The 13,447-nt window shown below is 33.7% G+C and carries 11 protein-coding genes; 2 read left to right on the top strand and 9 right to left on the bottom strand.

What is annotated here, in order from left to right; all coding sequences use genetic code 11:
* Positions 1-453 precede the first annotated feature (453 nt).
* Positions 454-1,431, top strand: coding sequence for an L-lactate dehydrogenase (locus WBF61_RS03475; protein WP_424253940.1), 978 nt, complete (start codon positions 454-456; stop codon positions 1,429-1,431).
* 82 nt (positions 1,432-1,513) lie between these two features.
* Here WBF61_RS03475 and WBF61_RS03470 read toward each other — a convergent pair whose 3' ends face one another.
* From WBF61_RS03470 to glmU, 5 genes are all read right to left on the bottom strand, one after another.
* Positions 1,514-2,851 carry a M20 family metallopeptidase gene (locus WBF61_RS03470; protein WP_424253938.1) on the bottom strand — a complete coding sequence of 446 codons (1,338 nt, stop codon included), beginning with the start codon at positions 2,849-2,851 and terminating at the stop codon, positions 1,514-1,516.
* A gap of 26 nt (positions 2,852-2,877) precedes the next feature.
* The gene (locus WBF61_RS03465) at positions 2,878-4,527 is read right to left on the bottom strand and encodes a peptide ABC transporter substrate-binding protein (protein WP_424253936.1); all 1,650 of its coding nucleotides are present in this window, start codon (positions 4,525-4,527) and stop codon (positions 2,878-2,880) included.
* 211 nt (positions 4,528-4,738) lie between these two features.
* Positions 4,739-5,170 carry a NusG domain II-containing protein gene (locus WBF61_RS03460; RefSeq protein ID WP_424253934.1) on the bottom strand — a complete coding sequence of 144 codons (432 nt, stop codon included), beginning with the start codon at positions 5,168-5,170 and terminating at the stop codon, positions 4,739-4,741.
* A 163-nt stretch (positions 5,171-5,333) separates the two neighbouring features.
* Positions 5,334-6,317, bottom strand: coding sequence for a ribose-phosphate diphosphokinase (locus tag WBF61_RS03455; RefSeq protein WP_424253933.1), 984 nt, complete (start codon positions 6,315-6,317; stop codon positions 5,334-5,336).
* A 121-nt stretch (positions 6,318-6,438) separates the two neighbouring features.
* Positions 6,439-7,806, bottom strand: coding sequence for a bifunctional UDP-N-acetylglucosamine diphosphorylase/glucosamine-1-phosphate N-acetyltransferase GlmU (glmU, locus tag WBF61_RS03450; protein ID WP_424253931.1), 1,368 nt, complete (start codon positions 7,804-7,806; stop codon positions 6,439-6,441).
* 267 nt (positions 7,807-8,073) lie between these two features.
* Here glmU and WBF61_RS03445 point away from each other — a divergent pair, with 267 nt between their 5' ends.
* On the top strand, positions 8,074-8,580 hold the full coding sequence (locus WBF61_RS03445) for a cupin domain-containing protein (RefSeq protein WP_424253929.1): 507 nt from the start codon (positions 8,074-8,076) through the stop codon (positions 8,578-8,580).
* An 83-nt stretch (positions 8,581-8,663) separates the two neighbouring features.
* Here WBF61_RS03445 and WBF61_RS03440 read toward each other — a convergent pair whose 3' ends face one another.
* The 4 genes from WBF61_RS03440 to WBF61_RS03425 all read right to left on the bottom strand — a co-directional run bounded on the left by WBF61_RS03440 (position 8,664) and on the right by WBF61_RS03425 (position 13,444).
* Positions 8,664-10,643 (bottom strand): glycosyltransferase, encoded by a 1,980-nt coding sequence (locus WBF61_RS03440; RefSeq protein ID WP_424253928.1) that lies wholly within the window; start codon positions 10,641-10,643, stop codon positions 8,664-8,666.
* Positions 10,644-10,947: 304 nt separating this feature from the next.
* A complete protein-coding gene (gene purR / locus WBF61_RS03435; protein ID WP_424253926.1) occupies positions 10,948-11,778 on the bottom strand; it encodes a pur operon repressor in 831 nt (276 codons plus the stop codon).
* Positions 11,779-11,957: 179 nt separating this feature from the next.
* Positions 11,958-12,791: a metal ABC transporter permease gene (locus WBF61_RS03430; RefSeq protein ID WP_424253924.1), complete on the bottom strand. Its 834-nt coding sequence runs from the start codon at positions 12,789-12,791 to the stop codon at positions 11,958-11,960.
* Positions 12,737-13,444, bottom strand: coding sequence for a metal ABC transporter ATP-binding protein (locus WBF61_RS03425; protein ID WP_424253922.1), 708 nt, complete (start codon positions 13,442-13,444; stop codon positions 12,737-12,739). The genes WBF61_RS03430 and WBF61_RS03425 overlap by 55 nt, the downstream gene beginning before the upstream one ends.
* Between the last annotated feature and the right edge of the window lie 3 nt (positions 13,445-13,447).

Below are 13,447 nucleotides of genomic sequence, written 5' to 3'. Positions count from 1 at the left end.
ACAAGATGTCTTAGATATTGTAGAAGCATTAGATTTAAAAGAAATAATCTTTGTAGGACATTCCGTTAGTTCAATGATAGGTTTATTATCAGTACTTGAAAAACCAGGTCTTTTCGAAAAATTAATTTCATTTCACTTTAATTGCTTTTTCAGCTACATCTATTAGTATAGAGTATTTTACAACTTATTGCCCTACTAATTCCATTTTTGCTGAGTTAGTGATTTTATTATTATTTTTTTTGTCACATAATAGATAAAATCTATTTATGTGTCGTGTTTTTATTTGTTCATGATATTAAATTCGTTTACGGTAGTTAAATAGTGAGCAAATATAGCGATAATGAAATGAATGCGTTTTAATTTACTATTAACCGCTCTCTTCTATTTCCACTTCTTATACCAGAGTGCTATAATCAAGATGCATGATAATGTTTATAAGGGGGACAATATATTATGGTCAAGAATGAAATAAAAGATCATCAAAAAGTTATTATCATTGGAGATGGTGCAGTAGGATCTAGCTACGCTTTCGCCTTAGTCACACAAAACATTGCTCAAGAAATCGGTATTATTGATATCGATACTGCAAAAGCAGAGGGTGATGCGATGGACCTTTCTCACGCATTAGCTTTTACCTCTCCTCAAAAAATTTATGCTGCTAAGTATAGCGACTGTCATGATGCAGATATTATTGTTATTACTGCTGGGGCAGCTCAAAAGCCCGGCGAGACTCGTCTAGACTTGGTACAAAAAAACTTAAAAATATTTAAAGGAATTGTCGATAGCATTATGACAAGTGGTTTTGATGGTATCATCATCGTTGCTACCAATCCAGTTGACATCCTAACGTACGCTACTTGGAAATTCTCTGGATTGCCTCAACACCGTATTATCGGATCCGGTACTTCTTTAGACAGCGCCCGCTTCCGTCAAGCTATTGCTGAATTGTTAGGAGTGGATTCTCGTAATGTTCATGGATACATTTTAGGTGAACATGGAGATACAGAATTCCCAGTTTGGTCACATGCCAATGTAGCCGGCCTCCAAATTTACGAATGGATAAAAGATAATCCCGGAGTAGATGAAAAAGCTTTAGTTGATATGTTCTTTAAAGTTCGTGATGCTGCTTACGATATCATTGAGCGTAAAGGAGCAACTTTTTATGGAATTGCAGTTTCGTTAACGCGCATTACCAAAGCTATTTTATCTGATGAAAATGCTATTTTACCAATTTCTGTTTATTTAGATGGGGAATACAACCAAAAAGATATCTTTATTGGTGCACCCGCAATAGTTAACCGTCAAGGTATTAAAAGTGTTATTCAAATACCTTTAAACGATTCCGAACAAGAAAAAATGAATTACTCTGCTGAAACACTCAGAAAAGTTACTGAAGAAGCTATGAATAAACTAGAAAAAGAATCAGACTAAATAAATATAGACTAACTGCTTTCTTAAACTAAAAAAACATCTCACTACTTATTGATAAGTGGTGAGATGTTTTTTAGTTGAATTATTTACAACATAGTTGATAGATTGTTTCTGCATAGATATCCATTGCTCGGAACAGTTCATCCAACGATATCCCTTCATTACTCTGATGAGCTAATCCAGCTGATGTGGGGAAATGAGAACCAAAAGCAACCATATTTTTCATCGTTCTTGCATAAGTCGCTCCTCCCGACGTAAGCGCTTTTGTTGTATCCCCTGTTTTATTTTGATAAATAGCCATTAATGTTTTTACTAGTTCACTTTCCTCAGGAACATATAATCCAGCTACGCGATCAAACTCTTTATATTCTAAATCATAAGCGGTTATTTTTTCTTTCAGTGTTTGTACTAAATTTTCTATTGAAAAACTAACAGGGATACGTAAATCTAAGTCTATTTCCGACTTATCTTCACCAACATAAAGGGATGCAACATTAAACGTTAATCCACCGGTCATTTCGTCTTTGATTTCACCAAAAATACTGGAACCATTCGATTCATTTCCTACTTTTTCTACTAAAAATTTCAGTATCGGATGGGAGTGTACATGAATTAAACCTGTTGCTAATTGATTAATTGCATTAACACCTTCGCCAGCTATACTAGCATGGACAGCTTTACCATTTACTGTAACAGTTTGTCCATCGAATTCCTGTTCAATAGCCTTTTTACTTAATTCTTGACTTACTAATTTAGCGTCCTTACCTTGATAACTTGCACGTCCAGGAACTATATTAAAAGCCTCTCCACAAGTCAAATTAAATTCAGAACTTCCTGGTCCAATCAGTTTAGCTTGAAGCAATCCTTTTTCAGCATAAGTTACAGGGAAAGAACTATCTGGAACAAATCCCATTGTAGGTTGCTCCTCTTTCAAGTTGTAACGCTCCATACAACGCCATAAGGTTTCTTCGTCTGTTCCAAAAACAAAACGGATACGTTTTGTGAATAGAATCCCCTCATCGATTACTGCTTTAAATCCATATAAAGCTGCAATTGTAGGGCCTTTATCGTCTTGCGAACCACGTCCAAGTACTTTTCCATTTTTAATCACTGCACTGAACGGAGGAGTATCCCACAAACTCAAGTCCCCTGCAGGAACAACGTCTAAATGACATAAGACAGCTACCATTTCTTCTCCTTGCCCATAGTCAGCATACCCATAGTACCCCTCTGGGTCTAAATAAGTAGACATTCCTAAATCTTCACAAAGTAATAACGTTTCTTTTAAACAATCATCTATAGCTTGTCCAAATGGTGGATATGTTGTTCCATCTCCTGAATTAATTGAGGGAATATCAATTAATTTTTTCAAAGCTTGTATACTCTCTTTCTGATGCGTTTCATTTATCCATATTTTCATAAGCTAGTTAAGCTCCTTTTGAATTTTTATTTCTTAATAGAAACATATTTTAAATTGACACTATTAATTTGACTCAAATGATAGTTATGAACTGTTTTTCTTAAAAGCATGGCTTGAGCTTGTTGATACAACGGAATAATTGCTGCCTCATCCATCAGAATTTTTTCAGCTCCTAAATTATTCTTCCATTTTTTTTCAGGATTAGTACTCTCTCCACCCATAGAATCTTGAATCAGTTTATCATATTCCTCATTCGAGTATTTCCCACCATTAAAAACAGAACCGGATAAAAATAAACTTAAGAAATTATTTGTATCATTTGTATCTGCACCCCAGCCGGATAGTAATAAATCAAAATCTCCATTGTCACCTAATTCAATCCGATTTTTAAAAGGAACACTTTTTATAGTAACTGCTATACCAGGTAAATTTTTTTCAATTGTATTTTGTAAATACTGACTTACTTTTTTTGTTACTTCATCATCATCTGCTACCAGTTCTAGCTCTAGATTATCCAATTCCAATTCTTCTTGTGCTTTCGCCCATAACTCTGAAGCTTTTTCTGGCTCATACTCTAAATAATTGCCGGCTTCTTCTCTAAAATCTTTTCCAGTCTGAGGATTTTCTACTAATCCTTTTGTAACCAATCCTCCTAGTGGTTCAGATCCGTTAGCAATTATACTTTCTGTCAACTCTTCGCGAGATATCGCTAGTGCTAGAGCTTTCCTTAAATCCTCATTTTTTAATGCAGGGTTGTTTTTATGATCTATCTCTAAGTATACCGATTTAGCCATTAATGGTGCTATAAACTCAGTATTTTCGTTATATTGTTTCGCGAATTCTCCAGTTAATGCAATTGAATCAATTTCTCCGTTATTATATAAATTTAATCCTGTAGAAGTCTCTTTAATCACCTGATTAGTAACCGTTGTTAAAGCAACATTTTCTTTATCCCAATAATGATTGTTTTTTTCATATGTCCAAGATAATCCTGTACCGTCCCAATCTTTCAAAATAAAAGGCCCATTATATAATGCCGCCTCACTATTTGTTCCAAATTTCGAACCTTGAGCAGTAACGAATGATTCTTTTTGAGGAGAAAATGTAGGTTTTGTTAATAGTTTCAAAAAGTTTTCTACTGGCTTCTCTAAAGTTATCTCTAATTGTGATTCATTTATTGCTTTTATACCCAAATCAGCAACATCTGCTTCGCCTGCTAAAATAGCTTCAGCATTTTTTATGTCTGTCATCACAAATGAATAATTAGCAGCTGTTTTAGGATCTACAATTCGTTTCCAACCATATTCAAAGTCAGCAGCTATCAATGACTCACCGTTTGACCATTTCAAATCCGGTTTTAACGTGAAGAGATACTTTAAACCGTCCTCACTCACTTTAGGTTCTTCTTTAACTAACGCTGGAACTGGCTTTTCATTTGTATCTAAACGATAAAGCCCCTCCATAACTTGATTCAATGCAGTGAAGCTAATTGTATCTTGTGACAAAGCCGGATCAATTGTTGGTAATTCTGAAGCGACACTTAAGTTTAGCGTTTGTTCAGTTTTATTTTTTTCTTTTGAACCTAATAAGGATTCTTCATTTGTTGCCTGAGTAGTAGATTGACCACACCCGCTTATAACCATCATTCCAACAGCGAAGTAAATGAATTTTTTCATTTTTTATCTCTCCTTTTTTAAATGTTTTATCTTATTACGATAGTTTAATCTGTTTAAGCTTTTTCCTATCATACAAGATTAAACATAAATATACAACATTAAACTTAATTTTAAATAAAAATACGTTTATTATACATTAATTTTGCATATATTCATTTTTAATTTAAATTTATTCAAAAAAAATAAAGCTGAATTGTTTCTTTCAGCCTTATTACAGAGGTATTATAAAATCTTCTTCCGTTTCTTCATTTGAATTAATTGACTTTATTTCAATAATTAGTTTATGAGGCAAACAAATACTTGTTTCTCCTGGTTTACTAATCCAACCCGTTTTCACCGCTATTTGATCAGGACTATTATCTTCTTTATTTCTTATTTTCGTTCCATCCACTTCAATAATATTGTATTGGTCACCTGATGGATAGAAAGTAAATAGTTCTTTTTCTGTTTCTTCTGATAACTCTATCTGTTTTACTTCTTTGCCATCAATTGAAATAATGGCCATGACTATACTATTTTCATCTTCTGAACGATTGGACATAGTAAATATAAAATATGGAATAAACGAACCCATAAGCAATAAGATAATAATAACTACGTCAAGTGGCTTAACTAATTTTTTATACATTTTAAATTTAATCATAAGAATTGGCTCCATCCATCCTACACTTCTTAATAGAGTGTCTGTTACTCATATTGTAGCAATCAAAAGACTACTCAACAAGAGTAACGTTTCTTTTTAATTCTTATTTTAGTCAAAAAAAGCAACAAAAGCTATACAGCTCTTGTTGCTTTTTTCGCTATTTTTACTTATGGCTTTCTTTAAACTTTCTTTCGAAAAGTGGGCTAACAGATTTATTTTCATGGATCCGTTTAATGGCATCTGCCATTAAAGCACTAACACTTATTCCGATAATTTTATCGATTTTTTTCTCATCAGGAAGATAAATAGAATCTGTCACAATCAATTGCTTGATAGCAGAATTTTGGATTCGTTCGATTGCAGGACCTGATAAAACTGGGTGTGTGCAACAAGCATAAACTTCCGTAGCTCCTGCTTCTTCTAAAGCTTTAGCAGCTAAGGTAATTGTTCCAGCTGTATCAATCATGTCGTCAATTAAGATACACTTTTTACCTTCAACTGACCCAATGATATTCATTACTTCAGCCACATTAGCTTTTGGACGACGCTTGTCAATTATAGCAATTGGAGCTTTTAAAAACTCAGCTAATTTGCGAGCACGAGTAACTCCACCATGATCAGGAGAAACAACAACTACTCCTTCTCCTTCAAGACCACAGTCTAAGAAGTAATTCGCTAAAAGAGATGCTCCTAGCAAATGGTCCACTGGCATGTCAAAGAACCCTTGGATTTGTGAAGCATGTAAATCTAATGTCAGAATACGGTCTGCTCCTGCAGCTGTAATCATATTTGCGACTAATTTGGCAGTTATCGGCTCTCTAGAACGTGCTTTACGGTCTTGTCTAGCATATCCGTAATAAGGAATAACTAGATTTACTGTTTTTGCACTAGCTCGCTTTAATGCATCAATCATAATCAACATTTCCATGATATTATCATTTACTGGATTAGAAGTCGATTGAATAATATAAACATGATCTCCACGAATACTTTCTTCAATATTGATTCGAATTTCTCCATCGCTGAACTGATCCACTGAGAGTTTTCCTAATTCTACCCCTACTTCACTAGCGATTTTCTCCGCTAATGGTTTATTGGAGTTTAACGCAAAAATCTTTAACTTTGGATCAAAATAATGTTCTGACATAGTGACCTCCACTTTCTTTATTTTCAAGAATATCCTTTGTTTACAATTCAATTCTATACTATGCATTTTCATCAAAGAAATCAAGACAATTCTTATCTTTACTTGAATTTCACAGGTTATTTTAATGTGGTAATTTATTATAGTACTCTAATTTATTTTCTTGGCGTGCCCGAGCAATTGCCATAGCTTGAGTTGGAACGTCCTTTGTAATTGTAGACCCTGCAGCAATGTAAACATTTTCTTCAATGGTTAATGGTGCAATTAAGTTAGCATTACAGCCAATAAAAACATTATTTCCCACAGTTGTTCTGAATTTATTTTTACCGTCATAGTTCACAAAAATTGTGCCACAACCAATATTAATATTTTCACCCAAGTCAGCATCACCAACATACGTTAAATGTCCAACTTTAGATGTCTTTCCGATAGTTGCATTTTTTATTTCAACAAAATTACCGATATGAACTGATTCTCCAATATGACTATTGGGACGAAGATGGCTATAAGGTCCGATATTGCTATCTTTTTCCATTACAGAATCCTTAATACTTGAATTCGTAACACGTACGCCGTCACCAATTGTTCCATTTACTATTTCAGAATGAGCTCCAACAAAGCAATCTTCGCCTATTATAGTCTTTCCTTTTAACGTAACATTTGGCTCTATAATGGTATCTGATCCAATCGTAACGTCGCTATCAATATAGGTTGTCATAGGATCAATCAATGTTACACCATTTTGCATATGCATTGTATTAATACGTCTACGCATTAATCTAGAAGCCTCAGCAAGGGCAACCCGATCATTAACTCCCATTCCTTCATTTTCACTAGTCATGATATAGGCATCTACGATTTCGTTTTGATTTTTAAGTATTTCGATAACATCTGGTAGATAGTACTCTCCTTGAGAATTTTCATTGCCTACTTGTGAAAGCGTCTCAAATAATAGTTTGTTATCAAAGCAATACGTTCCTGTATTAACTTCTTGAACTAATTTTTCTGTATCATTAGCGTCTTTTTGCTCAACAATTTTTTCTACGTAGTTTTCTTCATTACGAATAACTCGACCATATCCTGTTGGATCTTGAGCATGTGCCGTTAAGATTGTTGCTTTTGCACCCTTTTTTTGATGATAGTCGAATAAGTTGTTTAACGTTTCTGCTGATAATAAAGGTGTGTCTCCACAGATAACTAAAGTAATCCCGTCTTTATTCTTCAAATGAGTTTCCGCTTGTATTACTGCGTGCCCCGTACCTAACTGTTCTTCTTGCACCGCGTAGTTTGTTCTATCCCCTAAGTAATCCTTAACTTTCTCTGCACCAAATCCCACGATTGTAACAATTTTACTTGCACCTGTTGCCTCTACTTGTTCAATTACATGTCCAACCATCGGTTTGCCAGCAACGGGATGCAACACTTTATATAACTTAGATTTCATACGTGATCCTTGACCTGCCGCTAACACTACTGCATATCTTTGTGTCACTTTCTGTACCCTCCATTCGCTATTCTAGGCGTTGCTTATTTTTTCATCTCTATTTTTATGACTTTATTTAATTATTCTCTTAACTCTAGCTACTCAATAATAGCTTAAAAAAGCTGATTTTTCAAGAAAAATCCCTATTCCTTGCTAGTCTATAACAATAATTCCAAACTAATTAGAATGAATAATTCCCTCTTTTTTCAAAAAAATTATCGTCTTCGTGCATCTTCTTGTATACTGATAGAAAAGAGAATAAAGGAGTTCATTAATATGAATCAAAAAACGGAGCACTACTGGATAAAAAATTTAGAACTATCTCCTCACCCTGAAGGAGGTTTTTTTAAGTCTATCTCTCAGCCAGCTGAGTCGTATACTACTAAAGAAGGAGATGAACGACCTTTATATACAAGTATTTATTTTTTATTGAATCAAGATAGTCCTTCTCATTTTCATCGTTTAAAATCCGATGAGGTTTGGTATTTCCATGCTGGTAATGCATTAACTATCCATATGATTTATCCTGATGGACGTTATGATCAAGTCAATTTAGGCGCTAAACTTGAAAACAATGAAAAACTGCAATACACGGTTCCTAAAGGTGTTATTTTCGGGTCAAGTATTGAAGGGATTCGGGGTTATTCATTAGTTAGTTGTATGGTCTCTCCTGGTTTTGACTACGAAGATTTCGAGTTATTTACACAAGCAGAATTGCTTAAGGATTATCCACAACACGAAGCAATAATACAAAAATTAGCATTTGAGATCTTGCCTGATTAAACAATTTAATTTTATGTATCAGTAAATTAAAAAAACGACGTCTTTCATATAAAAAGGCGTCGTTTTTTCTACTCATTAAATTGTTAAACATTTAGGGCTTTTTTTATTTTTAACTTTGCCATGTAATAGCCTATAGTTAAGTGATATACAGGACGTTTATAATCTGTTTCTCTTTTTTTGAATCTTTTTGTATTTAATTGATCTAAGTACTCAAAAAAAGACAAATAGGTTTGTTTATCTAATTCTTTTACTTTAACAGAATATCGTTTTGTTTGAGAAGGATGTGACGATTTTAGAATGCAGACAGGAATTAGAAGTCCTTTTTCAACTTCCATAATATATTCTTCCCCTACTTTTATCGAGAATCCAAAATCATTGTTTACTTTAATAACAGCTTTTTCCGCATGTATCTTTATAATAGTAATTGGAACTTCATTTTGTTTGTTTTTCAATACTGCTTTGGAATTACAAGGAACTAATTGATTCTTATATCTTTTTCGATCGACTGATATGTGCAAGGCTCCTATTAAACAAAGGATATTATAGCTAAGCCAGAACAACGGAAGAGCCCAATAAATTAAGACTTGAACTGGATTTACTATCATTTTTATTCCGATTATTCCTAAACTAAGAAGTGATAAAATTAAAAAACCAAGTTGAACAATCATCATTCTCCAATGAAAAGTTGTTTTATCAATAGTTTGCCCTTTTGTTGTAACAGCAAATGTTTTTGTTTTTTGTCCAATTAATTCTAAAAAAACTGCCAATGCAATATGTGGAAAAATAGCTAATTCAGCTACACTAGCCCACATCGGTCTAAATTCTTTTCCTGCAACAGAAGAAAAAACTAGGTTTGATAAAATATAAGAAACCAGCCATATTGGTAAGAAGATTGATGACGGGGTTTCAACTACTTGAACACCGAATAAAACGGATACGATAGGAAACATCAAATATAAGAAGTGATAAATACCAAAGAACCAGTAATGCACACCATCCATGTACAATAATTTTTGAATACTATTAAGATGGTTCAATTTTCTAGGTGAATATTTCTTAAATACCTGTATATTTCCTTTAGCCCAACGTACACGTTGTTTTATAAGTTCCTGAAATGTTTCAGGTGAAAGTCCAGTAGCTAATACTTTATTCAAAAATTCTGACTTCCAGCCTTTATTTTGAATCAATAGACCAGTTGCCATATCTTCAGTTATAACATCTGTCACAAAGCCATTGACAGATTCAAGTGCAGTTCTTCTAAATACTGCATTACTTCCTACATAAATAACCGCATTAAATTTATTTTTAGCTGGTTGTAAGAAGCGCATAAAAAAATCTTGATCATTTCTTACATTACTTTCTACATATAGATTATGCTGGAAAACATCAGGATTATGAAAAGCTTGAGGTGTTTGAACGAATCCCATTTTTTCATCTTGAAAGAATGGAATAATTTCTTTAAGAAAGTTTGGTTTCATCATCATATCTGCATCCATCGTAACAATCAGCTCTCCCTTTGAATGCATTAAACCATAATTTAAATTTCCTGCCTTAGCTCCTTTATGGTTTGGTCTAGATAGATATTGAATAGACCACTTTTTGGCAAGTTCTTTTATTTCTACTCTGTTTCCATCATCACATAGATATATTACTTTTTTATCTTCTGGATACTTAGCTAATTTAGCAGCAACTACTGTTTTCTCAAGTAATTCTACTTCCTCGTTATATGTAGCAATGAATATATCTACCTTTGGAACAAAATCGTACGAAAATACTACTTCTTGACTAATCTTTTTTTCTTTTGAAAATAAAAGAATGAAAACAGCCGTTTGTAAAAAAGAAAATATTTCAGTGAATACTAACAGTAACCCAAAAAATGTTCCATCAATACTTGTAATGGGGATTGTACTTGTTACCCTCCATAAAAGATAAAACAACTGAAAGGAAGCATAAACAATCATAATTCCTTTTCTATAAGCAGGTATTTTTAAGGCTAGCGCCCATAACCCTACTCCTATTACTAATATGGATACACACATTATCCATATAAAAACATTTGACATATAATGGCCTTCCTTCTCTATAAATGAGTGTACTTTTTAACTTCTTGCTATTCTACCACTTAATCTTAAAATAACTATGCTTTATTTAATACGCCTGTTAAAAAATAATGTAGTATCATAAATGAATAAAAAATAAAGAGGCTGGGACAAAACTACTTTTGCGAATAAAGTAGTTCCACTCTCATTTGTTTTTATAAAGATATAGAAAAACACACTCCCACTACTGAACAAAATAGTTCATAGTTTTGGGAGTGTATTTTTTTTGAGAGACCTTTTGTCCCAGCCTCTTTAGAATAGCCTATAACTACTCTTTGCTTTTTTGATTAAAGTAATTTCCTGGAGTTACGTGGATAGTTTTATCACGTATATCTACTTCATCTACACACAATAAAGATGTGTAGTCTTCAATCATTCTGTTGCCACTAAAGGTTGACTCTGCAAAGACAGTTACTCCAACCAATTGAGCCTCAAACTCTTCAATCAGACTCTTCATTCCATTAACGGTCCCGCCGCCTTTCATGAAGTCATCTACGATTAGGACGCGTGACCCTCTTTTCAAGCTCCGCTTGGATAATTCCATTTTCTCTATTCTTTCAGAAGATCCTGAAACATAATTGATGCTTACAGTTGACCCTTCGGTAATTTTAGAATCACGTCTCACCATTACGAACGGTACATTTAAATAACTTGAAACTGCTTGGGCAATTGGCACACCTTTTGTAGCTACTGTCATAACAGCATCAATAGAATCATGAAGATACTGCGATGCAATGATTTTACCAATTTGTCGTAAGATTTGTGGCTCCCCTAGTAAATCAGATAAATAAACATAGCCTCCTGGCAATAAACGATTGGTCTCTGACAAACGTTCGCACATCTCCTCGATAAATTCCTTAGCTTCTTCTTTAGCGATTTCAGGAATGTATCGAACGCCTCCTGCTGCTCCAGGCACTGTTTCTAATGTACCCGTACCACGTTCTTTAAACGTTTTTTTAATAATGGATAAATCTTCACTGATAGAGGATTTGGCAGAATCATAGCGCTTTGCAAAATAAGTTAAAGAAACTAACTTATGTGGTTTTTCTAGTAAGTAACGAGTCATATCGATTAATCGTTCACTTCTTTTTACTTTCAACTCTTTCACCTCATCATAATTTACTTTTTAGTCTAATTTTAAAATGGTTGTATTTATTATAATCATATTTACTTAGAAAAGGTAGTCATTTTTACTAATTATAGTTTAAATGTTCGTTTTTGTCATTAATTTCTCATAAAAAAAAAAGCGAACTTTCGTATTCGCAATTTTCTAGGCTATTAAACGTGTTTAGCTTTTTTATATCTTAGATGGCTGATCATTTTTTTTAAAATCGTTGTGATAATAAAAATAGCAATAAATACTAGCGTAATCGTTGCTCCTGGTGGTGTTCCAAACTGGTATGAAGCTATTAATCCGGTAAACATTCCAATTTGACCGATAAAAATCCCTACTAAAATAACTAGATTAAAACTTTTGCTCAATCTCATCGCAATTGCCGCTGGCAATATAATTATAGCTGAAACTAATAACGCTCCAACAATCGGCATGATTACCGCAATCGTGATACCTGTAATCACATTAAATATAATAGATATAAACTTTACTGGTAGTCCTGCTGTGTAAGCTGTATCCTCATCAAACGTCAAGACGTACATCGGTTTGCGAAAGACTAAGAATAGACCTACTACTAGCGTGAAAAGAAACAATAATAAACGCACTTGAGCGACATTAATTGTCACTATTGAACCGAACAAGTACTGCTGGATACTCGTGTTCGTGCCACCCTCATTTAGACTCATTAAAACTAAAGCTATTGCCATTCCGGCGGACATTAAAATAGCAATCGAAATTTCTGAATAAGATTTATAGAGCATTCGTAAATAATCTATTGATACTGCTGCTATGACAACAACAACTAAAGTCATAAAGGTCGGATTAACATTTAGCAACAATCCTAAAGCAATACCTGCCAAAGAAATATGTGATAATGTATCCGCCATCAACGATTGTCGTCTAAGGATTAAAAATAAACCTAGAATTGGAGCAATAAATGCTATTAAGAATGAGGCTTGGAAGGCTCTTTGCATGAATCCATAGAAAAACATCTCCACGGTGAATCCTCCTTTCTAATAAGCTGAATATGTCGATCTGCATACTGTTTGATATCTTCATGATCGTGAGTAACCATCAAGATTCCTTTACCATGAACTTTGCTATTATGCTTTAATAATTCATAAAATTCGCGACGCGATTCAAGATCCATACCAGTCGTCGGTTCGTCTAACACAAAAAGATCTGGGTCCGTTGCAAAAATACGAGCTAAAGAAATACGTTGCTTTTGTCCTCCAGAAAGGTCGCCAATTCTTTTATGTCTCATTTCCCACATACCAACGGATTTTAAGGCACGTTCAACATGCTCTTTATCTTCAGCATCCAATTTTTTGAACCATTTTCCTCTTTGATAACGCCCAGAGCATACTAGTTCCAAAACTGTACTAGGAAATCCGGCATTAAAAGAAGCTACTTGTTGAGGAATGTATCCAATAGCTAATTTTTCATTTCTCTCATTTACTAAAGAAATTGAAGCTGTTCCTTTATTTGGTGTTAATAGGCCAAGGATGTTACGAAGTAAAGTTGATTTAGCAGCACCGTTTTCTCCTGTTAGCATAACAAATTCACCTGGATCAACTGTAAAAGAAATATTTTCTAAGACTGGTTCTTCATCATAGTAAAAAGATAGGTCTTTGACTTCAATATAATGCATTAT

The sequence above is a fragment of the Carnobacterium sp. genome (genome assembly GCF_049673005.1).
Classification (GTDB): Bacteria; Bacillota; Bacilli; order Lactobacillales; family Carnobacteriaceae; genus Carnobacterium_A.
Note: the sequence above shows the minus strand (reverse complement) of the source record. Positions and strands in the feature narration are given on the sequence as shown.

Coding starts and splice junctions, on each gene's coding strand:
- WBF61_RS03475 (WP_424253940.1), top strand. CDS start 454: ATGGTCAAGAATGAAATAAAAGATCATCAAAAAGTTATTATCATTGGA.
- WBF61_RS03470 (WP_424253938.1), bottom strand. CDS start 2,851: ATGAAAATATGGATAAATGAAACGCATCAGAAAGAGAGTATACAAGCT.
- WBF61_RS03465 (WP_424253936.1), bottom strand. CDS start 4,527: ATGAAAAAATTCATTTACTTCGCTGTTGGAATGATGGTTATAAGCGGG.
- WBF61_RS03460 (WP_424253934.1), bottom strand. CDS start 5,170: ATGATTAAATTTAAAATGTATAAAAAATTAGTTAAGCCACTTGACGTA.
- WBF61_RS03455 (WP_424253933.1), bottom strand. CDS start 6,317: ATGTCAGAACATTATTTTGATCCAAAGTTAAAGATTTTTGCGTTAAAC.
- WBF61_RS03445 (WP_424253929.1), top strand. CDS start 8,074: ATGAATCAAAAAACGGAGCACTACTGGATAAAAAATTTAGAACTATCT.
- WBF61_RS03440 (WP_424253928.1), bottom strand. CDS start 10,643: ATGTCAAATGTTTTTATATGGATAATGTGTGTATCCATATTAGTAATA.
- WBF61_RS03425 (WP_424253922.1), bottom strand. CDS start 13,444: ATGCATTATATTGAAGTCAAAGACCTATCTTTTTACTATGATGAAGAA.